This is a genomic window from Larkinella bovis (assembly GCF_042655385.1).
GTDB classification, from domain to species: Bacteria; Bacteroidota; Bacteroidia; order Cytophagales; family Spirosomataceae; genus Larkinella; species Larkinella bovis.
Map to the genome: position 1 here is coordinate 341237 of NZ_JBHSMA010000003.1, position 24266 is coordinate 365502.

Sequence of the window (24266 nt, forward strand, 5' to 3'; positions counted from 1 at the left end):
GCCGTTTTCACCGGATCCACGAACTTACGGCCTGGTAACTACTGTACCTACACGTAGTACTTGGAACAACAATACGTAGAACTACCTGATACTAAAAATCCAGTAAGGGTTACTACTACGAGAAATTAAGGGAATTCTACCCGATTTTTGGTTAAATGAGGTAAACTAGGCCTGTATGTCTTGTAAGAAGTTTAGAAACTCCCTTATTTTGGCTCAAGTTTCACATCTAACTCATTCATACTAATGAAAAAATTACTCTCCTCACTCCTCGTAATGACCCTGCTGCTGGTAGGCACGAAATCGTTTGCACAATATCAGAAAGGTGATAAATTATTGAATGCCGGAATTGGTTTGTCCAGCTACTACGGGGGCGGGCTTCCAATCGGTGCTTCCTTTGAAGTAGGCGTAACCGACGAGATCAGCGTAGGGGCCCAGCTCGATTTTTATACCTGGGGTTACAACTGGGGTGGTTACAAATGGCGGTACACCTTCCTGCCGATTGCCGTTCGGGGTTCCTATCACGTAAACGAATTGCTGAACCTGAACAACGAAAAACTGGATCTGTACGGTGGTCTGGCTTTGGGCTACTACATTTCAAGTTTCAAAGACAACTCTGGTTACTCGGGTGTGTACAATAACGCGTATGGCAACCAGGTTCTGTTTGGTCTGCACCTCGGTGGCCGGTATTATTTCAAACCCAACGTTGGGGCCTTCGCCGAAGTTGGCTATGGCGTATCAGCCCTTAAACTTGGGGTTACCTTCAAGTTCTAAACCATTCTGTCCTATCACGGCATTACCAGAAAACCGCCCGGAGCTTGCTTCGGGCGGTTTTTCTCTTTTTGGGGAAACCGATTGCTTTTCATCCCATCCCCCTAAATTACTTCAGACTCTTCACGCCCATGTTCCAGAGCATGAAGGCGTAAATGTCCGCCATCGTTTCAATATTCTTTTTGGTATTGCTGGCCCCGTGCCCTGAATTGGTTTCGATCCGGATCAATACCGGATTCGGGCCTTTGTATTTTTCCTGCAACGTAGCCGCGTATTTGAACGAGTGGGCCGGAACAACGCGGTCGTCGTGGTCGGCGGTCGTAATCAGGGTGGCCGGATAGGGGATGCCTTCCTTTATATTATGCAGGGGTGAATAGGCATAAAGCGCTTTGAACTCTTCGGAATTGTCGCTGCTGCCGTAATCGCTCACCCAGCCCCAGCCCACGGTAAACTTATGAAACCGCAGCATATCCATCACACCCACTTGTGGTATTGCTACTTTAAACAGATCAGGCCGCTGGTTGATCACCGCGCCCACCAGCAAACCGCCATTGGAACCTCCGCGCAACGCCAATTTCTGGGGCGAGGTATACTGTTGCGCAATCAGGTATTCGGCAGCCTCAATGCAGTCGTCGAAAACGTTCTGTTTCTTCAGCTTCATGCCCTGTTCGTGCCAGGTTTCGCCGTATTCGCTGCCCCCGCGCAGGTTTATCGACGCGTAAATACCGCCCTGTTCCAGAAACGGAATCAGCAAGGCGCTGAAACCGGGGGTCAGGCTGACGTTAAAACCGCCGTAGCCGTACAGCATCGTCGGGTTGCTGCCGTCGAGTTTCAGTCCTTTGCGGTAGGTCAGGAACATGGGCACGCGTGTGCCGTCTTTGCTGTTGAAAAAGACCTGTTTCGTTTCATAATCCGACGGTTTAAAATCAACCTCCGGCGCGCGGAACAGCGTGGTTTTCTGCGTGGCGATGTCGTAGCGGTAGATCGTTGCCGGAAACGTGAACGAGGTGAACGTGTAGAAAACGAATTTATCGTCGCGCTCCCCGCCAAAACCACTGACGGTTCCCAAACCGGGGAGTTTGACCTCGTTTTCGAGTTGGCCGTTCAGGTTGTGTACGTAAATCCGGGACGTGGCATCTTTCAGGTAATTGACAAATAGCTTTCCCCCGGCGGTATGCGCTTCGTCCAGTTTCTCCGGTTTTTCCGGAATCAGATCGCTGAGGGCGCCGGTTTTCGGCATTACTTTCGATATTTTATAGTTCGGGGCGCCGTTGTTGTGGTACACCAGCAAGTCATTGCCGATGTTATCGACCACCGAGTAGTTGTATTTGAATCCTTCAAAAAGCCGTTTGAACTCCTTGTCGCCAGATTGGGCGTCTTTGTACCAGATTTCGGAGCCGTCGGTTCCTTCCGAAATATTCAGGATCAGAAACCGTTCGTCTTCGGTGGTCTGCGCGAAGAAATACCGCAACGGATGCGCCTTGTCTTCGTAAATCAGCAGATCCTGCGATTGCGAAGTACCCCGCCGGTGGAAATACACTTTCATGAACTCGTTTTTTGACGACAATTCCTGTCCGGCGGCTGGTTGATCGTAGCGGCTGTAATAAAAACCATCGCCCTGCCAGGCTGCTCCCGTAAACTTCACCCATTCGAGTTTGTCGGGCAGCGTCCGGAGCGTCTGAAGGTCCATCACGTAAATCTCCTGCCAGTCGGAACCGGCTTTGGAGATCGCATAAGCCGCGTAACGACCATCTTTGGAAAGATCAAAACTGGTCAGGCGCGTGGTGCCGTCGGCTGCGAGCTTATTGGGGTCGATCACCACCTCGGGCTTGCCGTCGAGCCCTTTCTGCCGGTACAGCACCGACTGGTTTTGCAGTCCGTCGTTTTTGTAGAAATAAAACCAGTCGCCTTTGCGGCCCGGCGCCGAATAGCGGGGGTAATTGATGATCTGTTCGAGCCGATTTTCGAGTTGTTTGCGGTACGGAATCTGCTCCAGATACCCGAATGTTACGGCGTTCTGCGCCTTCACCCACGCTTCGGTTTCGGCCGAACGGTCGTCTTCCAGCCAGCGGTACGGGTCAGCCACCTTCGTGCCGTGGTAATCGTCTATTTGATCGACTTTGCGCGTCGATGGGTAGTTGATCGGATTCGATTGGGCCAATGCCCCGGAAACGTCAAGCATAAGTACTAAGCCGGTTAGTAGCGGTTTTAGCATGATTTCGTAGAATAAGGTACGCAGAAGAACACGGAATAAGTTCAGAATGCACTTCTTAAGCTACGAAAAAACGCGCAGAAGCGACAGAAGATAAACCGTACGTACGGTTTTGGGGTAAAAAAATCCCGTTGCCAACCAGCGCAGCAACGGGATTGTTCACAAAAGCCGGGGTGATCTTAGTAGATATCCCACCAGTTTTTCGTGGCCTGCGTATCGCCACCGATGTTTTTGGCGGCCTGTTCGCTGTTCACGGCGTTGCTGGCGCGGCTTCCGCTTGGGTATTTCAGCCGCGTCGGAACATCCTTCACCTGCGGGTCCAGACTACCCGATGCCGGAGGAATAAACAGAATGCTGCCGTCGGGTTTCTTGGGGTCGAGCCGCAGCCGTTCGAACCAGGCCTGCAATCCCTGCATGTAGAGGGCCAGCCACTTTTGCGTTCCAATAACGTTTTTCCAGTCACCCGCCTTGTACGGCACACTTTCCAGGTACGTGGCAATCGCTTTCGCGTCCGTGATGCCCCACTGTGTCATGGAGGCTGTTACGGCTTCTTTATACAATTCTTCGGCGGTTTGCGTACCCACATTCATGCCACGGGCGGCCGCTTCGGCTTTCGCGAAGGCAATTTCCGCATACGTAATCATATAGCCTTTGGCCGAACCGCTGTAGGCAACCACGCCCGGTTTGGAAAGACCGATCATGGTGGGGGAGTTGGCTTCCGTACCGTAGACCTTACCGATGTATTGTCCATTGGTTTCGTCCGGGCGGGCGAAGATGGGCAAACGGGGGTCTTTGAGCGCTTTCAGGTAGTCGACCAGCGTTGACGTAACGGCAAATTCAACCAGGGGCCGATCCACATCGTTATAGGGAAACCGGTTTGTCGCAGCCGACGTGTTATACGGGAAAAAGGCATCCTGACTCACGCTGGTGAGCGTGTTCTTCGCGGCCTCTTCAATCACCGCTTTCGCTTCGGCGGGTTGGGCGTCGGCCATGCGCAGGGCAATCCGAATCCGCAGGGCGTTGCCAATCCGTACCCATTGCTGGGCATTTCCGTTGGCCATAATATCGCCCCGGATGGCGCCGGAGGATGTATTTTGGAGAATATCGACCTGTTTTTTCAGCGATGCCAGGAGAGCTGTATACACATCCTTGCCCTTGTCATAAACCGGTTGCGGAATGGCGTCACCCCGGAGCGCCTGCGAATACGGAATGTCGATATAGGCATCGGTCAGAACGTGAAACAGCCAGGATTTCAGAATTTCGGCCACGGCCAGCGTATGCGCGTTGCTTTCGGCCGGATGCCGGTCGTAATAGTGCTGAATTTCCTGCAAATCCATCAGCGGTCCGGCGTAGAGACCCGACCACAAACCGTCGTTGGTGAACAAAAACCGTCCGTCGGAGGTCTTGTCGGTCCCCATCCAGTATTGCGAAAGCTCCATGCCGATCCGGCCATTGTGATACGAATCATACATCAGGTCCGACGCCCGTTTCTCGGCGTTGGCCAGCAGAAACTCCGGCTGGGTTTCGCTCGACCGGGCCGGGTCGGTATTCAGTTCTTCAAAATTATTGCAGCTCGTCAACGCAACGAACAGAGCCGCTATCCACGCTTTATGGTTGAATTTCATGTTCCTAAGTAGTTGGGTAAAAGGGCGGTATAGTCCTTAAAAAGTCAGGTTTAGGTTAACGCCGTAGCTCCGCACCGGTGGCAGGGCACCGCCTTCAAAGCCAAGCTGGTTGCCAATGGAGTTGGTGATGTTGGCCGGGTCGACGTTCGGGGCGTTGCTTTTCATCAGCCAGAGGTTGCGGCCCGTCAGCGTCAGGCGCAGCGCCTGCATCCGGAGCTTCTTGGCAACGGCATCCGGGAAGTTCCAGCCCAGCCGGACTTCGCGCAGGTAAATAAAACTGCCGTCGTACAGGTTGGCCCGACTGATGCGGTTTCCGCCGTTGGCGTTGAAGTGCGTCTGGGCGGTAATCACGACGTCGTTCGGACTGCCGTCTGCTTTGACGCCCGGCACGACGATGCCATTTTCGCGGATGCCATTTTCGGCCGTTTCCTCCAGCATCCCGGATTTGTTACCGTACAGGTTGGTGTAGGAGAAGAAATCCCCGCCTTTCTGAAAGTCGATCAGGGCCGACAGGTACAGCGCTTTGTAGCTGAACGTATTGGAAAAACCGCCGATGAAATCCGGGTTGGCATCACCAATGATGATCGGAGTCGGGGTTACGTTGTAGGTCCCGTTGGCTCCCACGGTTTTGTTGCCGTTGGCGTCGTACACGTAGTCAGTACCGAGCATGGTACCGAGCGACAGGCCTTTCTGGGCCACCATCGACACTTTGTTCGTCCGCCGTTCCGTACCGATGACAAACCGTTCAATACCCTGAATATTATCCGTGTTCAGGTCGAGCACGGTATTCCGGTTCCGGGAAAAATTCAGGGCGGCCCGCCAGCTGAAGGTCCGCGTGGTGATGGGCGCGACCGAAAGTGACAGTTCGATTCCCTTGTTCTGGACCGTCCCGCCGTTCACAACCTTCGTCGTAAAACCGCTTTCGGCCGGTACCTGCACATCCCAGATCTGGTTTTTAGTCTGGCGGTCGTAGTAGGTAAAATTCAGTCCGAGCAGTTCGTTAAAGAATTTAAGGTCGAATCCGGCTTCAACTTCCGACGAAAGTTCCGGTTTTAAAAACAGGTTGAACAGCTTGTCGGCGGTGGCTTGCAGGGGATAGTTTCCAAACGGCGCTACGTAATCATAATACCGGGAAACACTGTACGGATTGGCATCATTACCGACCTGCGCATACGACAGCCGGGCTTTGCCGAGGGTCAGCCAGCGGGTTTTCGGCAGTACGTCGGTAAAGATGAACGATCCGGCGACCGACGGATAGAAATACGAGTAATTACCGGTCTGGTACAGGGTCGAAGCCCAGTCGTTCCGGCCCGTGGCCGTTACGTAGAGAAACCGTTTGTAGCCCAACGTGGCCGACGCAAAAAGCGAATTGGTTTGCCGGTTGGCGTAGATGTTGGAAACGGTGGCGGGTAAGGCCGAGTTCTGTAATACGTAAACACCGGGGTTCTGAAGCCCGCCATTGGTGGTTCCGTTATCCGTGCTGGCGTTGATATCCAGAATGTTCCCTCCGGCAACGGCTTCCAGACTCAGGTCGGAATTCATGAACGTTTTGTTCAGATTGACCGTCGCCTGGTAGTTCGTTTCGTGGTTGACGGCTACCCGTTTGGCGTAAGAGCCAACAAAAAATCCTTTGGCGCTGCGCACTTCGTCGAGGTGATTCAGGTAGTCGGAGAACACCCGCACGTCGGTCGAAAGCCAGTCGTTGATCTTGTACGTCAGACCGGCATTCCCGAAGTAGCGCGTATTCTGATCGGTATTGTAGTTCTCGTACTGATTCCAGTAGGGGTTTTGCGTAAAGGCCGGTTTCTGAATATTCCAGGCCGTACGGTTCCATGATTGCTCGGTGCCGTCGGCGTATTTGTAGTTTTTCAGATAGGCATCGTCGATCTGCCGCTGGCCGTACATGACGTAAAACAGCATGGGGTTGTTGCCGAAGAAACCGGTACCGGGCCGACCTTTGGAGCGGTCGTTGACAAAATTGATTCCCCCGCTGAAGGTAAATTTATCCGTAAATTTGTAGACGGTATTCAGGCTCATGAAAAACCGCTTCAGTTCGCTGCCGGGGTAGATGAAGTTCTGGTTGGTGTTGCCCAGCGAAAACCGGATTGAGCCTTTGTCGCTGCTGCTGGCAACCGACAGGTTATTGGAGAACGTAATACCGGTTTTGAAGAAGCTTTTCGCATTGTCGGGATGGGCGCTCCAGGGCGCGGTTTGGCCGAAGTTGGGGTTGTTCCGGTCCTGATCCCACGACCAGTAGTGCCGTACGAGCCGACCGTCGAGCTTCGGTCCCCAGGATTCATCGATTCCGTAGTCCGGAATCAGATCGTATTTTCCTTTCCCGTCGTTATCGTCGTACGTTCCGCCACCCGGCAGAAAACCGCTCGGATTCTGATTGACATACAGCTTGGTAAAGTTGGGGCTGCCGCCACCGCCGTACTGGTTCTGCAACTTGGGCAAGTACGAAACCTGGTCGATCTGCACGTTCAGGTCGTAGTTCAACGACAGGTTGCCCGATCCTTTGCCGGATTTGGTGGTGATGTAAATAACCCCGTTCTGCCCCCGGCTGCCGTACAGGGCCGTGGCTGCGGCTCCTTTCAGCACCGAAATGTTCTCGACATCGTTGGGGTTGAGCAACTGGGCCGGGTTACCGTAATCATAACCACCCCCGCCGGTGCCCTGTCCGCCCGTCGTGGCGGTCGAGTTCAGGTTCATGTTGGCCATCGGCACGCCATCCACGATGAACAGAGCGTTGTTGTTGCCGGAAATGGATTTCAAACCGCGAATGGTTACCCGCGACGAACCGCCCATCGAACCGCTGTTACCGCCGATCTGTACGCCGGCCAGTTTTCCCTGCAATGAGTTGATGAAGTTGACTTCGCGGGCTTCCTGAATGCCGGTGCCGTCAATCTGCTGGACGGAATACCCCACATTTCGGGTGTTGCGCTGAACCCCCAAAGCCGTGACCACCACTTCATTCAGGTTTTTAACGTCGGGCAGTAGTTTGACCGTTACCTTCGACATGGCCGGTGTAATCTCCACTTCCTGGGTTTGAAAACCGATGGACGACACGGCCAGCGTTTGTTTTCCGGTCGGAACCGAAATCGAAAAATTACCCTCGCCGTCACTGGTCGTTCCGGCTGCACTGCCTTTAAGAACCACATTGGCTCCGGGAATTACCGCATTCGCTTCATCAACCACCTTTCCGGTAATCTGCCGGGATTGCGCATGGACATTGACCACGCAGAGCAATAGCCCGGCAACTAGCCACAGGCAAGCACCTAAAGTTTTTTTCATGGGTTTAGTTTTGGAAATTTTTAAGATGACTTTGGCAAAATAAACAATAATAGATGGAATGAAAATGATTTAACTTATAATAATATGTCGGGCGGATTTTTGGACAGGGCGTAAAACTGACGAGTAGAGCGCGGATTGAGGCTATGAATTCCCCATCGTTGCCAAGGCTCCCGATACCTCCGTTTTTACGCTTTTTTTTGGTAAATCGGTGATATTCCGCGTAATGGATTATTCCAGGCTGGGGTCATCGAAGCCCTTCCGAACCGGTCTGATGGACGCGGCAGAGTATGCATGAAAATAGGTAATTATCCCCATTTTGGTTTTTCTATCTTTGTAGCCGTTTCTCGTTCCTTCATTACGTAAATCAACACGGTATGTTTAAAAAACTACGTTCTATTTTCGGGGCTTTCTTGACGTTGCTGGTTTGTTCCGCACCCTTGTACGCGCAGGTGACTATTTCGTGGCCGCAAAACGGCATGGTTTTTCAGCGGGGGCAGGACAACAAAGCGAGTGTGAAGTTCATTGTCACCTCGACCAACGGGCAGCCCATCACCTCCCTCCAGCTGTTATTTTATAAGTATGCGCTGGCGGGGGGCACGCAGGGGCCTTTAAACCCGGTGACGGGCGGCTCCCAAAGCTGGACGACCGTGCCGATCTCGGGTGGAGGAACCTGCCAGGTGACGGCCCAGTTCGATCTGGTGGGCGGGATGTACAAAGTCCGGGCGAAAGACAACAATAACCGGGAAACCGCCGATTTTGATATTGGAGTCGGCGAGGTGTTTGCCATTGCCGGACAGTCCAACGCATCGGGAATCATCAATACCAGCTTCCCGACCTACGAAACGGGTAACCCGACCTTCGTCCGGTTTTTCAACGAAAAAGACCAGAGCAATAATTTGCAGGGGTTTGAAGAAAACGATCCGGGCAAATGCGGTGGTTGTTCGCCCAGTACCATCAATTTTCAGTGGTATTGGGGCGGTTTGGGCAACAAGCTGATTCAGAGCCTGAATGTGCCGGTGGCATTTTATCAGAATGCCATGTCGTCGACGAGTGTGGTAGAATGGCGCAATAGCAGCCAGAACCGGGATACGCCGTTTTCGGACGGACGCCCCCGGTTTTTGAACGGTTTTCCGTACCGTAACCTGAAAAACTTCCTGACGGGTCGGGCGCGGCAAACCGGTTTGCGGGCCATCCTCTGGCATCAGGGCGAGAACGACCGGCGCGAAGACCCCTCGACTCCGCACAATTCGCCGACCAACCTGTCCGGGATTTTTCCGAAATCCCGGCGGTATTTTGACGTGCGGACCAATGCGCTCAACATTTCGGAGAACGATGCGGATGTGTTGAATGAACTCATCGGGCAGACCCGCGCGGACCTGGGGGCCGACGTGCCCTGGGTGATTGCGCAGGCCAGCCACCTGCGTACGCTGACCGACCCGTTGCTGTTGCAGGACCAGATTAAAGCGATCGGTTACGCCAGCCACCAGAACAACAATCCGTCGGCTCCGCCCAAGGACTTTGGGGACCCGTTTCCTTCGCCGTATGGGCGTTCCAACGTTTTTACCGGCCCCAATACCGACCAGTTTAACAATGCCTACCGGTTTCCGTCGCCGGACGAAACCCACTTCAACCGAGAGGGCCAGAGCGCCGTGGCGACCGAATGGCACAAGGCCCTGACAAATCCATACAACGGGCAGAACTTCTTTGCGAACTCGACGCCCCTGTTGAACCGGGGCGACATAACCGGCGTCTCGGCACCCGCTTCCTGCGGAACCACTCCGCCCGTGGTGACCGGCAATTTTGACGGTTATCTCTACGGGGCCGACTGCGAAACGTTCCGGGGCTGGGTCTGGGATGCAAACCGCAGAAATACCCCCATCTCCGTCGATATTCTGGACGGAACCGCCGTTATCGCCACGCTGACCGCCGACGAATTCCGGCAGGATCTGGTCAATGCCGGGAAAGGCGATGGTCGGCATGCGTTCCGGTATTTTATCGCTAACAGCCTGAAGGACGGGCAGAAACACACGCTTTCGGCGCGGGTAACCGGCAATAGCTTTGTGCTGAAAAGCGGTCCCAAAGAGATTACGTGCCAGGCAACCGGGACACCACCTCCGCCCGCCAATAACCCACCGCAGCCACCCGCCGTTTCGGGCTTATCGGCGCAGCAGGGCGTCGCCTATTCAACGACCTTACCGGCGTTTACCGATGCCGACAATGAAATCCTTGCGTACAGTCTGTCGGCCCTGCCGGGCGGTTTGAGTTTTAACCGGGACAACCGCGTGTTGAGCGGAACGCCCACCGTGAACGGTACGTTCTCCATGACGTATTCGGCCAGCGATCCGCGCGGGGGCAGTGGCACCGTAACGGTTTCCATCACCATTCAGGCGCCAGTAACGCAGCCACCATCGTCTACGACCGTGACCGGCAATTTTGAGGGATACCTGGATAAAGTTGAGTGCGGGACGATTCGGGGCTGGGTCTGGGATCGCAACAAACCCAATGCCGCCATGACGGTGGAATTTTACGCCAATGGTGTGGCGGTGGGGACGACGGAAGCCAATATTTACCGGCAGGATCTGAAAGATGCCAACAAAGGCAACGGGGCTCACGCGTACAGTTTTACGACGCCGGAAAGTCTGAAAAATAACACGACACACCAGATCAGCGCCAAAATTCTGAACAGCAGTTACGTGCTGAAATACGCGCCCAAACCGCTGATCTGCCCGGGTTCGGCAGCCCGGTTATCGGCCGGTGTGACCGACAGCAAACTGACGGCGACGCTGCTGGGGAACCCGGTGGGCGAAACCGTTGGCGTTGAGATTCGGGGCGCTGGAGGCCAGTTTCTTCGCCTGCAGGTCACGGATGCCGCGGGGCGGCTTGTCGCTGCTCGGGAAATCGATGAGGCTCAACCGATTGAATATCAGTCTATCTCAATCGGACGACAACCGGTGGGGCTGTTCTTGATACGGGTAATGAGTGGTCAGCAGCAGGTTACGCTGAAAGTGCTGAAGCAGTAACGACGTTGGGAGGGAGAGGTGAGCGGTTAGATCCGGGAAAAAGGTGGTATTCAAAAACCGCTTATTTCCCGGGTCTAACCGCTTTGATTTGTTGTTAGAAGCGTGTCCATTTGTCTGATAATTAATGAATCAAAAAGGTTGTTATACCAATCTAATTTGCAGGTAACCAATCTATCTGTTAATTTACCCTGATGTTTCCGTTGCGGTAACAAATGAAACTAACCCTCCTCTCGTTCCTGCTCGTCGGTTGGATAACCTTCGGGCTGCCAAAAGCGTTGGGAGCCGATAAAGACCCGCTCAGTCAGTCTCTTCGGATTGACCATATCGGGGTCGATAACGGCCTGACGCAGGGGTCAGTATACCATATGCTCAACGACAGCCGCGGGTTTCTCTGGCTGGGCACGCAGGATGGTCTAAACCGGTACGATGGGGCGCGTTTCCGGCATTACCGCGCGAACGCGAGCGATTCAACCGCGTTGGTTGGGATCAATGTTTCCGGCATTGTGGAAGACCGCAACGGGAATCTCTGGGTCGGCACCGAATACGGTCTGAATTATTACGACCGGGCTACCGACCGCTTCACCTGTCTGTATTCTTACTCCAAATCAAAACGACTCCTTAAAAGCAAAACCATCCCGTTTTACGCCAACGGGCAGGAAGTTTTGTACTATAGCGAGACGGAGGGGCTGGTTTCGCTGACGATTAAAACGCGTCGGAAACTGGTACTCGACCCGAATATCCGCCCGACACACGAGTACGATCAGCTCAATTCGACGGTTCGGACGCCTTTGGGAGACGTCTGGTTGCACGCTCCGAACGGCCTGATCCGGTATAACCTCTACGAGCGAAAAGCCCATTATTATTTCAGCAGTCATCCGGCCAACGAAGCCGGTCCGTCGATGGGAGTTTTCTCGTTCCACTGCGACACGGCGGGTGTCGTCTGGCTCGGGACGGCGGCAGGTCTGTATCGGTTTGAGCCCCAGACGGGTCGTTACCAGCACTTTATTCCGGGTAATGCCCAGGCGCTGACGTCGATTTATACCATTGCGGAGGACCAGAATGGACGCTTGTGGCTGGGCACGCAACGCGGAGGCATCTGGCTGTTTGACAAGTCTACGAACCGGTTCAGCCAGGTCGGCGGTTTTACGAACAGCGCCCGGAAACTGTCCGATTACGAAATCTGTAAAATCTATATCGACCGGCAGGGCATCATCTGGGCCAATACCGACCCCGACGGTCTGGTTCGGATCGTGCCGGGCAGTACCTTTTTTGGCGGTATGGCGGTTTCACAGAACGAACCGCACGAAGCCCGGGACCCAACCACGCTGAGCCATTTTGTGGTACGCGGTTTTCTGGAAACGTCGCCGACCGAAATGTGGATTGCCACCGAACGCAGTCTCGACGTGCTGGACCGGCCCCAAAACCGGATCATCCGACGGTACCTGACCCAGGCCAGGCATAGCGACCTGCCGTCGCGGACGCTCATCAAGTGTCTGTATAAAGACCCGCTGGGCCGCATTTGGGTCGGGACCAACGGGGGCGTTTTTACGTTCGATAAAGCGACATCGACGTTTGCTAAAATCGCGCTGCCGGGTTCACCCAACAGCAAGGTGGTCGAGAATTTTGTCCGGCGGTTGCTGGCGCTCGACGATAACACCATGCTGGCGGCTACGGAAGACGGGCTTTTTCTGCTCGACATCCGCCAGAAAAAGTTTACGTTGCTGCCGACGCTTTCCCACCAGAATATTTTCAGTCTGGGCCACGACCGGGCGGGTCGGTATTGGGTGGGAACCTACTCCGGCGGTTTTTACTGCTACGAGCGGCCCCCCATCGGCAAAGACCCCAAACCGCAGCGGATTGTGCGCGGTTTGAATGGGTATACAGTGCTTTATTTTTACGAAGACCCCGTTCAGCCGATTGTCTGGATGGCCACGGACCGGGGGCTGGCGGAATTGAATACGAAAACCGGGCGCATCCGCATTTATGATCACCGGCAGGGCCTGGCCAATCCATTTGTCTACGGTATCCTGCCCGATCACCAAAACCGGCTTTGGGTCAGCACCAACCGGGGGATTGCCTTTTTCAATACGCTCACCAAGCGGTTCAAGAACTTCGATCTGTCCGACGGTTTGCAGGGCTACGAGTTCAACGGGAATGCCTATTTCCGAACCCAGGACGGCGAACTGTTTTTTGGCGGGGTCAACGGGTTCAACCGGTTTTACCCGGAACAGTTCCGGACGAGCGCCTACATGCCGGCGGTACACATTCATACGCTCAGTGTGAATGAAACACCCTACGCGTCGACAGGGTATATCGGCGAAATCGCCCGGATCGAGCTTCCGTACGACCAGAATACGGTGGCCCTCGAATTTGCGGCACTGGATTATTACAGCAACGGTCGTAACCAGTATCAGTATCAGTTGGTGGGCTACGATGAGGAGTGGGTGCAGTCGGGCAATGCTACCTACGTCCGGTACGCTAACCTGCCGCCGGGTACGTATACGTTCCGGGTAAAGGCGGCAAACAAAGATGGCCAGTGGAGCCCCAAAATCAGGCGGTTGACGGTCGTTATTCAGCCGCCGTTCTGGCAGCGTTCCTGGTTTATGGTGCTGATTGGGCTGCTGGTGGGCGCCATCGGCTTTTACTGGCTTCGTCGGCGCGAAAACCGGATTCACCGGCAGCATCAGGTAAATACCCGACTGGCGGTCGAGCTACAGGAACAGATCAAAAAGAACCTGGCCCGCGATCTGCACGACGAGATCGGAACCCAGTTGGCAACCCTGAAACTTTACGTGAGCCGGTTATCCGACCCGCCCGATCAGGCCGTGCGGGGCAACTCGCTCAGCGAACTGGCCCGCCAGCTCATCAGCGACATCATTGGCAACATCCGCAACCTGCTGCGCGAGCTGAGTCCGCGGACGCTCGAGCAGTACGGCTACTCGGCGGCCGTGGAGGAACTGCTTTCCCGGATTGATAAATCGACGCTGGAGACCCATTTCTGGGCCGATGAATTGCCCGCGCGGCTGGAAGCCGAAACCGAGCTGATGCTGTACCGGATCACGCAGGAATTACTGAACAATACACTGAAACACGCCAACGCCCGGCAGGTCAGCATCCGGCTGGTATACGAAGAACCGCAACTGAAGCTGTATTACAACGACGACGGCCAGGGGTTTGACTACAAGGCTGCCCGGCGGGGGCTGGGCATCGGGAATATCGAATCGCGGGTGGCGCTGATCAACGGCGAGATCGACTGGCAGTCGGCACCCGGCGACGGCACCCGGGCGGTTGTGACGCTGACCTACCGGCCTTCGAACCGGTTCTTATCACGGCATCGGCTGGAACGGTCGTTCCGGAAAGTAACGGCTCTGTTTTAAACGCGTCTCAAGGGAGGAATGGCCGACTTACGCATCAACGGACGAATCTGGCTGGAAGCACAGGAGCGGTTTTTCGGCATCGGCCGAATGGAGCTGCTGGAACGGATTCAGCGGACGGGCTCCATCAATCAGGCTGCGAAAGAGATGAAGATGTCCTACAAACGCGCCTGGGAACTCGTACAATCCATGAACAGCCAGGCCGATTCACCCCTGGTAATTACTCAAACCGGAGGTGAACGGGGTGGGGGAGCCGTTGTCACGGAAGAAGGTCACAAATACCTTACCTATTACCAGGGTCTCCAGGAACGCTTCCAGCAGTTTCTGACGCAGGAACGGGCTCATTTGCCGCTTTAAAAGTGGTAAAAACTTTTTCTGTCTCTGCTTTTATTGCTGGCTTTAACGTATACACTTCCAGTTATTTTCCTGCCGGTTTTCTCCTTTATTTTTCTTCTCAAATACGGCTAAAGTTCGCTTTCTTAAGCCGCGAATAGAAAAGAAATAGTGAGAAAATATTTTTCCTGGAATCCGGTTTTTGGGTCGCTGGACGGAGGCTTCGTGGGCCGTTCTGTCAATTAATGCCCTTAAAAAAAATAATTTACGAGTTCCGAAATCCAAAAATCAGTCTGGCTCGTTCGTATGGGTGCCTTGCAAGGGACATCGTTTTATTTACACCCAATTAAAAAACTCTTATGGAAGAATTAACCAGTACCTCTACCCCCACGAAAGGCCCGAGTGTACCCGCCATTCCATCAGTTGAACGCCGGATGTTTCTGCGCGCTTTAGGTTTGACGACGGTTTCGGCAAGTGCTTTTCTGGCAGCCTGCCAAAATGCAATGAATGAAGTGGCTCCCACGTATTCCGGTGCCCGGATTTCCGCCGATGGGGTTAGTTTCGGGGAAGGCGATTTTGCCATTCTCAACTATGCCTACGCCCTTGAACAACTGGAAACCGCTTTTTATGGGGCGGTTATCGAAAAGAAAACGTTCGCGGCCGGCAGCAAGGAAGAAATGATTTTCAAAGATATTCACGATCATGAACTGATTCACCGGGAGTTTTTCAGGCTGGCTATTCCGGCAGACAAGCGGATTGGTGAGCTGGAGTTCGACGTCAGCAGCATTGATTTCAGCAACCGCCGGGAAGTTTTGAACACGGCCCGAGTGCTGGAGGATACGGGCGTTGCGGCTTACAACGGCGCGGGCCCGCTGATTTCCCCGATGAATGCCATTTACCTGACGCTGGCCGGGAAAATTGTATCGGTTGAAGCGCGTCACGCGTCGCTGATCAGCTCACTCCTGCAACCGGGCGGTGGACTGTTTGCGGGTGATTATGTGGTGGATAGCAACGGTTTAGAGAAAGCTCTTACGGTTTCGGAAGTACTGGGCCGGGCCGGCAGGTACATCAAAACCGCCCTTAATCCGGCTTCGCTGCTGGCACTGGAATCATCCAAAAAATAAACCTTCAGAACGATCATGAATCTTCTTGGAATCTTCTCACACCTGGAAAAAACGGACCCGGAAATCGGTCAGAAACTCGATTATTCGCGCCGGAAAATGTTGAAAACCACGTCTGTGGCGGCTGCGGCAACGCCTTTGTTCTTTGCGGCAATGGTCAACAAAGCCTTTGCGGCCACCGGTGGCTGTGCCGGTGATGCCATTGATATTGTCAAATTCGCCCTGACGCTGGAATATCTGGAACGGGATTTCTACCGGGCCGCTCAGTTCAAAACCGGGTTACTACCACCGGGTACACGCCCTTACGTTGTTCAGATTGCCAAGCACGAAGCGCAGCACGTTGATTTACTGGAAGGGGTTCTGGGCCTGAAACCCAACGGAATGCAGCCCCGGTATAACATGGCAACACTAGCGGCTGCGACGGCGGATTATCCTACCTTCCTGACCTACGCGCAGGCCCTGGAAGATACGGGGGTGCGGGCCTACAAAGGCCAGGCGGCCTGTTTGCTCGAACAGGATACGGAAACATCCAGAACGGTTTTGAAAGTAGCCCTGCGGATTCATTCCGTAGAAGCCCGTCATGCGGCTGCCGTTCGCTACATGCGGGACCTTCGCGTCTGGCCATCCGGTGGGCAAAACGGAATGGAACCCGATCCCAGGATTTACGCCAACGAGGATGTTGCCAATCAGGATGGAACCCACAACCTGGTCGACTATTTCAACATGCCGGAGAACAAGATGAAATTGTATAGTCCGGATATGGCTATACGGAGTGTTTACGAATCATTTGATGAACCGTTGACGGCCAGTGAAGTGCTGGCGATTGCCGGTCCATTCCTTGCGCCAATGATGTAAGGTTATTGGGCGGGTAATACCTTGGAAAGACCGGACAAAACCGGTCTTTTTTTGTGTTTTTAATCAAGTGTACGAAGTGGTAATAATTACTGTTTATAGTATTATTATATAGGTTATGATAGCGGTTTTTAAATTTATCCATAAATACACTACCGCTTCCTATATTTGATAGCTTTAAAAGAGGATATGAATGGGATTAAGCGTCTTCTTTAGGGTATTTTAATCTTGTCTGTTGCTGTTTATTTGGAATGCCTTCTTCAATTTTGAAAGGCGTATGGCGCTTTGCTATAAATACCTGGTTTTGGTTGTGCTTACATGCATATCCGCTAGGTGTCTTGGTAATTGCTCGATTCGTCTATCCTCCTGTTTCGCAGTAGATTGTATTTTTTTACATTTCTTAATCGCATTGGTGGGGTGAAATTTTTAAAAAATGGATTTATCCGTAATTTTACACGAGCAATCCCCGTCTCTATGCCCAAACTTTTACAACTTAGTACCTTTTCCTCGGATAAAGGAAATCTTACCGTTTTTGAAAAAATATTACCAGGCGAATTAAAAAGAGCTTTTTACATCTACGGCGTTGCGTCTCCAGACCAGCAACGGGCTCTGCATGGTCACCGGAAAGAATCCAATGCCCTTATTGCGCTTAATGGTCATTGCCGCGTCTTTGTAACCAACGGTACGAACGAAGCGTATTTCTACCTCAACCGGCCGGACGAATGCCTGGTGATCGAGCCCGGCGACTGGCACATTATCGACGAGTTTACGAAAGAGACCATCCTGCTCGTGCTTTCCAACGAGAATTATGATCCGTCAGACTACTTTTTTGATCGGCCATGATTCCGCATCTGAACCTACAAGCGGTCAATGAACCGTATCTGGCCGCCTTGCAGGAAGCCGCCAGCCGCGTCCTGGCGTCCGGTTGGTACGTGCTGGGGCGGGAAGTAGAAGCCTTCGAAAATCGCTTTGCCGCCTACTGTGGCACGAAGCACGCCATTGGCGTTGGCAATGGGCTCGATGCCATCCATTTGATCTTCAAGGCTTTTGATTTTCCGGAAGGCAGCGAGATCATTATTCCGGCCAATACCTACATCGCGACGATTCTGCCCATTACGGCCCTGAACCTGGTGCCGGTCTGGGTCGAACCCGATCCGCAAACCTACAACCTGTCGGCCCGGAACATCGAACCGCTGATTACCGAAAAAACCCGGGCCATTGTGGCGGTTCACCTCTACGGGCGCTGCTGCGACATGGCCCCCATTCAGGCGCTGGCCCGGCAATACGGGCTGAAGATCATTGAAGATGCGGCCCAGGCCCACGGAGCAACCTACCAGAACCGGAAAGCCGGAAATCTGTCCGACGCGGCTGCGTTCAGTTTTTATCCGACCAAAAACCTCGGTGCCATCGGTGACGCGGGCGCGGTGGTGACCAACGACGACGCGCTGGCCCAGCAGATTCGGCTGTTGCGGAATTACGGATCGGACCAGAAATACATTCACCAGCTACCGGGCCTGAACAGTCGGCTGGATGAACTGCAGGCGGCTTTTCTGAGTGCCAAACTGCCGTCTCTCGACGCTGATAACCGCCGGAGGCAAACCATTGCGGCCCGGTATCTGACAGAGATTCAGCACCCTGGCTTGATGTTACCACCGAAGGATGCTATCTTTGAAGACGTCTGGCACCTGTTTGTGGTACGGCATCCGCAGCGGGACGCTTTTATGACGTATCTGCACCAGAAACACATCGGCACGGCGGTTCATTATCCTCTTGCTCCGCACCAGCAGGATGCGTATACCGAATACAACCACCTGAATCTGCCATTGACTGAACAACTGCACCGGGAAGTCCTGAGCCTGCCACTCAATACGACTCTGCGGGATGCAGATGTTGACACCATCGTAAAAACCATCAATGAAGCACCTTTATAATGCTACTCTCTGTCGTTATTCCGGTTTATAACAGCGAGCGAACCATTGCTCCGCTCGTGGAGTGTCTTACGGTGGAACTCGCGGCCTACCCTTTTGAAATTGTTCTGGTGAATGATGGCAGTCGTGATGCTTCGGAGCAGATCTGCGACGTACTGGCCAGTACCTACGAAGAGGTTCAGTTTATCTCCCTGCGCAAAAATTTTGGTGAATTCCAGGCGGTCATGTGTGGGCTGAACCACATTCGGGGGCAATACTGCGTGATCATCGACGACGATTTTCAGAATCCTCCGCAGGAAATCATCAAGCTGCTGCGCACCGCCCAGCAGGGGAATTACGACGTGGTGTATTCGCAGTACGAGAAAAAGAAACATGCCCGGTTTCGGAACCTGGGAAGCTGGCTCGTCAACCGGCTGACCACCTGGCTGCTGAAAAAACCGTCGGACCTGTATCTGTCCAGTTTTAAATTGCTACGCCGGGAAGTGGTGCAGGAAATTACGCAGTATCGTGGCCCGTATCCGTACCTCGATGGGCTGATCTTTCGGGTCACGCGCAATGTGGGCCGGGTCGTCGTTCAGCACGAACAGCGGCAGGAGGGCGGCTCCAATTACACCCTGAAACGCTTGGTCTCTCTCTTTCTGACGGTCATTTTTGGGTATTCGGTACAACCCCTCCGGTTGTTGACCGTTTTGGGAATGGGTTTGATCGGGCTGAGCGTGCTGGCGGGCCTGGCCGAAATTGTTGGGTTGCTGCTCACCCGGCATCTGCCCAAAACCGATCACCTGATCTGGCTAACCGTTTGCCTGACCGGCGGTATTCAGCTTTTTGGCATGGGACTGTTGGGCGAATACGTGGGGCGGCTTTTTATGATGCAGAGCGGACTGCCGCAGTACATCGTCAAATCGGAACATTTCAACTATGATCGGGAATCGGAACGAGTACGAAAGTATGTACCAAGTAGAGCGTAAACTCTGGTGGTATCGCATTCTGCACGGCAAAGTGATTCGTCAAATTCAAACGCATTTTCCTGATAATAAGTCGGTTCGTATTCTGGATGCCGGTTGCGGTACCGGGGGTTTGCTTGATGCGCTGCGGCAGGCCGGTTATCCGCAAATCGTGGGTTTCGATGCGTCCTCCGATGCGGTTTTCTTCTCGCGGGAGCGCCAGATTGCCGTTGAACAGCACGATTTGCGGGCGGTTTCAACGTTTCGGCCCGGCGAAACCTTCGATGTCATTATCTGCGACGATGTGCTGTATTTTTTCAACGATGAGCAGATTCGGTACATTCTGAGCGTCTTCCGGGAGCGGTTGCGGCCGGGGGGGATTTTTATCAGTAACAACAATGCCTTCAGTGCCTTACGCGGGACGCACGACATTGCCCTGAACATCTCCCGGCGGTTTGTGAAAGCCGATTTAAACCAGTTTGCCCGGCAGACGGGTTTCGCCCTGAATCAGAGTTTTTACTGGAACTTTCTGTTGTCGGTTCCGATCTGGTTTCTTCGGAAACTACAACTTCTGGTCTGGCGGTTCAACCCGTCCCCATCCGTTCACTCCGACGTAAAACTGCCGCCGATATGGCTCAATACGCTGGTACTGAAGTTTCTGCAAGCCGAAGAGCGGTTGTTTCGCAATCCGCCGTTTGGTAGCTCTCTTTTCACCGTAATGCATTGATGGAGACCCTTATTTATTCCCTTCCGCTCCGTCTGATCGGGACGTTGATTCTGGTAGGCTGGAGCGTGAAGGTGGGCGAACAGGCTTTTTTTTCGACCAACCGCTTCCGGCTTTCCTACCCGACGGTTTTAGGTATCTCATTTCTTCTTTTTGTTTTATTTCGATGCGTTTATGCCGAAAACCGGGAGCAGAATGTCGACAACAGTACCTGGATTGCGTCGGCGCTGACCATCGGCAAGGCCAGCGATCCATTGCACACCCTCTTCAATTACGCCGACGGCCGCCCGCTGGCTATTCTTCCGCTGGCCCTGGTCGAAGTAGTGGGCATTCCGGTTGATTATCGGGTCACCAATTTCATTTGCGTGTTACTTTGGTGCCTGACGCTGTGGTTATTCGGGCGAATTCTCAACCGGTATCTTGACGCAAAGATTACGGCCGTCCTGCTGTGGCTGCCCATGTTGCTGTTGAGTACCCTTTCCAAGCACGATTTTATCAGTTTCAACACGGAGGTGACCGGTAATTTGTGGTTGATCCTGGCCCTCTTCCTGATTCTACGTTTAAATCCCCGGTCCAGTATGGGGGCGCTGGGCATCGGTTTCTGGCTGGGCTGTTTGCCGTTCGTTAAATTTCAGACGGTTCCGATGGGGCTGGTTTTGGGCTTATTGGCGGGATGGAAACTGTTCCGAGCCCGGCAGTTCGGCTCGTTGCTGGGTTTATTGGCGGGCGCTGTGTTGCCTGTGGCGCTGCTGGTGGGTTATTATGCTTCCTTCGATGAGCTGGACGCTTTTTGGGGCGATTATTTCAGTAATTATTTTGTCTATTCCTACACGACAGAATACTCCTCTCTGTCGGCAGCCAGCCGGTTTTCCCCGATTCGAATCGCGAAATTTGTCTTTTATTCGCATCGAACCCTGGGGTACTGGTTCGGAATGCTGGGTGGAATCCTGGTGGCAACCTGGATGTATCTCCGCCGTCCGATGGTTGGATCGGCTGCGCAGAAAGAACGGTTGTGGTTTGGCTTCGGCTGGTTTCTGGCCAGTCTCTATGCGGTTTTGCAAGCGGGCAATGATTACTATCACTACCTGCTTTTTCTGATCTTTCCAAGCCTGTTTCTGGGATCGGTTTTTTACGGGCTGATCGATTTGGCGGCTGCCCGGAAAGGCCTGATCGTGGTCGGAGGGCTGGTTTTGCTCCAGGCCATTGTGAATGGTGTAACCCGGATTCCCCTGGACACCCACCCCGGTGAGCCCTTGTTTCAGGCAATTTCGACGGAAATCCGAAACCGTAGCCAGCCCGATGAGGGGCTGGTGGTCTGGGGGTATCTCGATCGGCTCTACGGCTACGCGCGTCGGCCCATGGGGTACCGGGCTTCCAATACCTTTTGGGTGTATTTCCCGTCTTCAACCCGCGAATTCCGCGAGCGGCAGTTTCTGGAGGATCTGGAACACAATCGGCCCCGGCTGTTCGTAGACGCCATTTCCCCCCGGATTTCCGTCTTTTCGGACAGTACCTATTATTTTGAACGGTTCCCGGCCATCAACGCGTACATCCGGCAGCATTATCAACTGGTGAAAACCATCGAAGATGTCCGGATTTTTGAACGAAAACCGCCGGTTATCACAAACTGATCGCCTGCTGACCGTCTTTCAACACGATGGTCTTGCCCTTCCATTTCAGGGTGCCGGTCAGACCTTCGGGTAAAGTCACGGTTCCTTTCAGTCCGCCAGTGGGCGTTTTGTCGAACCGCACGGCAATGTCGCCGTACGGATGGGGCATGGTGCCTTCGGCAAACTGAAGATTCCCGAGGTAGGGCGTAATCACGACGGTTTCAAAACCGGGTGAGGCCGGATTAATGCCGCAAACCGTCGAGAGAAACTCGTAATTCGGGGCCGCGCTCCACGCGTGGCAGTCGGAGCGGGTCGGTTCGGGGTTTTCGGCAAACGTTGTCAGGCCCATCGCCAGCATCTCGTGCCAGGGCTTCAGCAGGGGCAGAAACTGATCGGCCATCCCGGTTTTTTTCAGGGCCTGAAACAGGTAAAATTTGAAGTAGAACGTCGCCTGAATCAGGCTTGGATCAGTCATCACTTTCTGCATCAGCGTCTTTTGCTGCGCCACCGGCACGGCGTCGGTCAGGATGGCCCAGATGCTGGCGTGCTGGCTGAAACCGGTTTTGTCGGGCGTATCGGCCATCAGCCCCCGGCCCGCGTCCCAGCACCGCTCGTAGACATTCCGGGCCAGCCGGATCCCCACGTTGCGGTAGTGTTCGGCCTGCTGGTTTTTGCCGTAATGGTAAAACAGTTGCGCAATCCTCTGCATCGTATAGGCCTGTTGCAAAGTCAGAATGGCCGAACCGCCCTTGCGCGCGCCTTTGGGCACCCCACCCATGCCTTCGCCCGGCGCTTCCCACTTCGCCCAGTCGACAAAGTTCCACCATTCCAGCGGACCATTCAGGCCGTTGGCGGCCAGTCGTTTTTCGTGCCAGTCCAGCACGCTCGTGATGCCGGGCAGCAGCGATTCGACAAACTTGTCGTCTTTTCGGTGCATCCAGTAGTCGTACACCATCGTGACCCAGTACAGCGAAAACGGCGGAATAACCTGAAAATCTGCGCTTGGGTAGCGGCTTTGCGTCAGGCCGTCGTTAAACCGGCTGTGTTCAAAATCCAGAATGGCTTTCCGCATCAGCCGGTCGTCGCCGGTTACATAGAGTGAAATCAGCGATTGAATGCGCGTATCGCCGGTATACTGCAACTGTTCGTAGTAGGGGCAATCGTAATAGGTTTCGCCCGCGCAAAGCCGGGTGGTGCGCCAGCCGACGGTCCAGATGGGGGCCAGGCTTTCGTCACTGCTGGCAAACCGGGCTTTTTCCTGGAACGGATACCCTGTAAAATGGCCGGTCAGATCGTGCACTTCCAGGGGTTCGCCCTTGGTTTCGATGGTCAGTTGTACATACCGGTAGGTCCGGAACAGCAGCGGGCGGAAGGTGCGCTTCTGCTTGCTGCCGTCGGCGATGAACTGGTCTTCAAAGCCGATCAACTGCTTGCCTTCCACCTGGTTGCGGTTTCCTTTCTGCCGTTTGTCGTCGACCATCGCTTCGGCGTAGGCCAGCGTAATCACCGCATCTTTGCCCCGGCTGACGGTCAGTTCCGGAAACGCATTGGTGAGGTGTCCCTGATCGAGCAGGAGAACCGCTTTGTGGTTGCGGTGTACCGAGAAGGAATTTTTTCCCCGCAAAAAGTCATCGTCTACGTCGACGCCTTCCGCCCGCCGAACCGTCGCCAGCCGTTGCGGAGTTTCTTCCATCAGCGGAATGGTGCGCGGGACGAGGTTCCAGTTGCCGTCGGTGCCCAGGCCGCGCGGTTTGGCCGACCAGCCCACCGGTTTGGCCGCCGTCCAGCCCGCATCGTCGAAAGCCGGTTCTTCCCAGCCCCAGGGGTATTTAGCACCCTCGACCCGGTCGCCTGCCCCCACGACGATGTACGTCCGCAGCTTCGGAATATCGTTGATAACCGGTGAATACGCCGGATTTTGGTAGACCTTCCAGGTGTTGTTCGTATTGACCACCTGCTCGGCGTCGCCATCGCCCTGCACGATGAACCCGAACTGGTAATGCATCTGGTAAAACGGCGCGTACTCGGCCATGTAGGTGACCACGGCCGCCAGCGTGTTTTTCCCGCTGGTCAGGTAGGGGGCCAGATCGACGGTTTCGTAATGCCAGTTTTGCAGATCGCTGCGGGCCGGGCCCGACACCACGGCTTTACCATTGACAAACAGCCGGTAGCGGTTGTCGCCGGAGACGTTGACAACGAAGCGGGTGGGTTTCTGCGCCAGTTCGAAACTTTTCCGGAAATGATACACCCCATACGCCCGGATCGGGGCCGTGGGGTGGCCAATCCACTGGGCTTTCCAGAAGTCGGTTTGCCAGCGTTTGTCGGGCGTCAGCAGCCGGTTATCGGGTTGTTGAGCTAGGGAAACAGAAGCAAAGAGTACAAACAGAAAAAACAGCCGGGTTTTCATACAAGCGCGTTGGTAGAATCGGCTTGCAAGATAATGACAAATCCGGGCTATTAT

15 protein-coding genes are annotated in these 24266 nt (G+C 54.1%); 11 read left to right on the forward strand and 4 right to left on the reverse strand.

From position 1 onward, the window contains the following. Nucleotides 1–243 precede the first annotated feature (243 nt). Nucleotides 244–771 carry a hypothetical protein gene (locus tag ACFPMF_RS12605; RefSeq protein ID WP_379845268.1) on the forward strand — a complete coding sequence of 176 codons (528 nt, stop codon included), beginning with the start codon at nt 244–246 and terminating at the stop codon, nt 769–771. Nucleotides 772–877: 106 nt separating this feature from the next. Here the strand turns inward: ACFPMF_RS12605 and ACFPMF_RS12610 are convergent, their stop codons facing one another. The 3 genes from ACFPMF_RS12610 to ACFPMF_RS12620 all read right to left on the reverse strand — a co-directional run bounded on the left by ACFPMF_RS12610 (nt 878) and on the right by ACFPMF_RS12620 (nt 7899). Next, nucleotides 878–2950, reverse strand: coding sequence for a prolyl oligopeptidase family serine peptidase (locus tag ACFPMF_RS12610; protein WP_379845270.1), 2073 nt, complete (start codon nt 2948–2950; stop codon nt 878–880). Nucleotides 2951–3159: 209 nt separating this feature from the next. After that, nucleotides 3160–4605, reverse strand: a complete 1446-nt coding sequence (locus ACFPMF_RS12615; protein ID WP_379845272.1) for a SusD/RagB family nutrient-binding outer membrane lipoprotein — start codon at nt 4603–4605, stop codon at nt 3160–3162. 36 nt (nt 4606–4641) lie between these two features. Next, nucleotides 4642–7899 (reverse strand): SusC/RagA family TonB-linked outer membrane protein, encoded by a 3258-nt coding sequence (locus tag ACFPMF_RS12620; protein ID WP_379845275.1) that lies wholly within the window; start codon nt 7897–7899, stop codon nt 4642–4644. 374 nt (nt 7900–8273) lie between these two features. Here ACFPMF_RS12620 and ACFPMF_RS12625 point away from each other — a divergent pair, with 374 nt between their 5' ends. The 10 genes from ACFPMF_RS12625 to ACFPMF_RS12670 all read left to right on the forward strand — a co-directional run bounded on the left by ACFPMF_RS12625 (nt 8274) and on the right by ACFPMF_RS12670 (nt 21826). Then, on the forward strand, nt 8274–10919 hold the full coding sequence (locus ACFPMF_RS12625) for a putative Ig domain-containing protein (protein ID WP_379845278.1): 2646 nt from the start codon (nt 8274–8276) through the stop codon (nt 10917–10919). A 212-nt stretch (nt 10920–11131) separates the two neighbouring features. Next, complete coding sequence (locus ACFPMF_RS12630) at nt 11132–14296, forward strand: ligand-binding sensor domain-containing protein (RefSeq protein ID WP_379845280.1); 3165 nt, start codon at nt 11132–11134, stop codon at nt 14294–14296. 18 nt (nt 14297–14314) lie between these two features. Continuing rightward, nucleotides 14315–14650: a winged helix-turn-helix domain-containing protein gene (locus ACFPMF_RS12635; RefSeq protein WP_379845282.1), complete on the forward strand. Its 336-nt coding sequence runs from the start codon at nt 14315–14317 to the stop codon at nt 14648–14650. A 335-nt stretch (nt 14651–14985) separates the two neighbouring features. Next, the gene (locus ACFPMF_RS12640; protein WP_379845285.1) at nt 14986–15750 is read left to right on the forward strand and encodes a ferritin-like domain-containing protein; all 765 of its coding nucleotides are present in this window, start codon (nt 14986–14988) and stop codon (nt 15748–15750) included. A 15-nt stretch (nt 15751–15765) separates the two neighbouring features. Beyond that, a complete protein-coding gene (locus tag ACFPMF_RS12645) occupies nt 15766–16602 on the forward strand; it encodes a ferritin-like domain-containing protein (RefSeq protein ID WP_379845287.1) in 837 nt (278 codons plus the stop codon). Nucleotides 16603–17073: 471 nt separating this feature from the next. Continuing rightward, nucleotides 17074–17442 (forward strand): sugar 3,4-ketoisomerase, encoded by a 369-nt coding sequence (locus ACFPMF_RS12650; protein WP_379845289.1) that lies wholly within the window; start codon nt 17074–17076, stop codon nt 17440–17442. Continuing rightward, entirely contained in the window at nt 17439–18530 is a 1092-nt protein-coding gene (locus ACFPMF_RS12655; protein ID WP_379845292.1) for a DegT/DnrJ/EryC1/StrS family aminotransferase, read from the forward strand. Before ACFPMF_RS12650 ends, ACFPMF_RS12655 begins: the two co-directional genes overlap by 4 nt. Beyond that, nucleotides 18530–19495, forward strand: a complete 966-nt coding sequence (locus ACFPMF_RS12660; protein ID WP_379845294.1) for a glycosyltransferase family 2 protein — start codon at nt 18530–18532, stop codon at nt 19493–19495. The genes ACFPMF_RS12655 and ACFPMF_RS12660 overlap by 1 nt, the downstream gene beginning before the upstream one ends. Beyond that, nucleotides 19476–20198 (forward strand): class I SAM-dependent methyltransferase, encoded by a 723-nt coding sequence (locus tag ACFPMF_RS12665; protein WP_379845297.1) that lies wholly within the window; start codon nt 19476–19478, stop codon nt 20196–20198. Before ACFPMF_RS12660 ends, ACFPMF_RS12665 begins: the two co-directional genes overlap by 20 nt. Next, the gene (locus tag ACFPMF_RS12670; protein ID WP_379845300.1) at nt 20198–21826 is read left to right on the forward strand and encodes a hypothetical protein; all 1629 of its coding nucleotides are present in this window, start codon (nt 20198–20200) and stop codon (nt 21824–21826) included. Before ACFPMF_RS12665 ends, ACFPMF_RS12670 begins: the two co-directional genes overlap by 1 nt. Here the strand turns inward: ACFPMF_RS12670 and ACFPMF_RS12675 are convergent. Beyond that, nucleotides 21816–24212, reverse strand: a complete 2397-nt coding sequence (locus ACFPMF_RS12675) for a family 78 glycoside hydrolase catalytic domain (protein ID WP_379845303.1) — start codon at nt 24210–24212, stop codon at nt 21816–21818. The genes ACFPMF_RS12670 and ACFPMF_RS12675 overlap by 11 nt on opposite strands. Between the last annotated feature and the right edge of the window lie 54 nt (nt 24213–24266).

Excerpts from the sequence above, each read along its gene's own strand:
- ACFPMF_RS12675 (WP_379845303.1), bottom strand. The coding sequence starts at position 24,212 with ATGAAAACCCGGCTGTTTTTTCTGTTTGTACTCTTTGCTTCTGTTTCC.
- ACFPMF_RS12645 (WP_379845287.1), top strand. The coding sequence starts at position 15,766 with ATGAATCTTCTTGGAATCTTCTCACACCTGGAAAAAACGGACCCGGAA.
- ACFPMF_RS12650 (WP_379845289.1), top strand. The coding sequence starts at position 17,074 with ATGCCCAAACTTTTACAACTTAGTACCTTTTCCTCGGATAAAGGAAAT.
- ACFPMF_RS12670 (WP_379845300.1), top strand. The coding sequence starts at position 20,198 with ATGGAGACCCTTATTTATTCCCTTCCGCTCCGTCTGATCGGGACGTTG.
- ACFPMF_RS12625 (WP_379845278.1), top strand. The coding sequence starts at position 8,274 with ATGTTTAAAAAACTACGTTCTATTTTCGGGGCTTTCTTGACGTTGCTG.
- ACFPMF_RS12640 (WP_379845285.1), top strand. The coding sequence starts at position 14,986 with ATGGAAGAATTAACCAGTACCTCTACCCCCACGAAAGGCCCGAGTGTA.
- ACFPMF_RS12605 (WP_379845268.1), top strand. The coding sequence starts at position 244 with ATGAAAAAATTACTCTCCTCACTCCTCGTAATGACCCTGCTGCTGGTA.
- ACFPMF_RS12655 (WP_379845292.1), top strand. The coding sequence starts at position 17,439 with ATGATTCCGCATCTGAACCTACAAGCGGTCAATGAACCGTATCTGGCC.
- ACFPMF_RS12635 (WP_379845282.1), top strand. The coding sequence starts at position 14,315 with ATGGCCGACTTACGCATCAACGGACGAATCTGGCTGGAAGCACAGGAG.
- ACFPMF_RS12610 (WP_379845270.1), bottom strand. The coding sequence starts at position 2,950 with ATGCTTGACGTTTCCGGGGCATTGGCCCAATCGAATCCGATCAACTAC.
- ACFPMF_RS12615 (WP_379845272.1), bottom strand. The coding sequence starts at position 4,605 with ATGAAATTCAACCATAAAGCGTGGATAGCGGCTCTGTTCGTTGCGTTG.
- ACFPMF_RS12630 (WP_379845280.1), top strand. The coding sequence starts at position 11,132 with ATGAAACTAACCCTCCTCTCGTTCCTGCTCGTCGGTTGGATAACCTTC.
- ACFPMF_RS12665 (WP_379845297.1), top strand. The coding sequence starts at position 19,476 with ATGTACCAAGTAGAGCGTAAACTCTGGTGGTATCGCATTCTGCACGGC.
- ACFPMF_RS12620 (WP_379845275.1), bottom strand. The coding sequence starts at position 7,899 with ATGAAAAAAACTTTAGGTGCTTGCCTGTGGCTAGTTGCCGGGCTATTG.
- ACFPMF_RS12660 (WP_379845294.1), top strand. The coding sequence starts at position 18,530 with ATGCTACTCTCTGTCGTTATTCCGGTTTATAACAGCGAGCGAACCATT.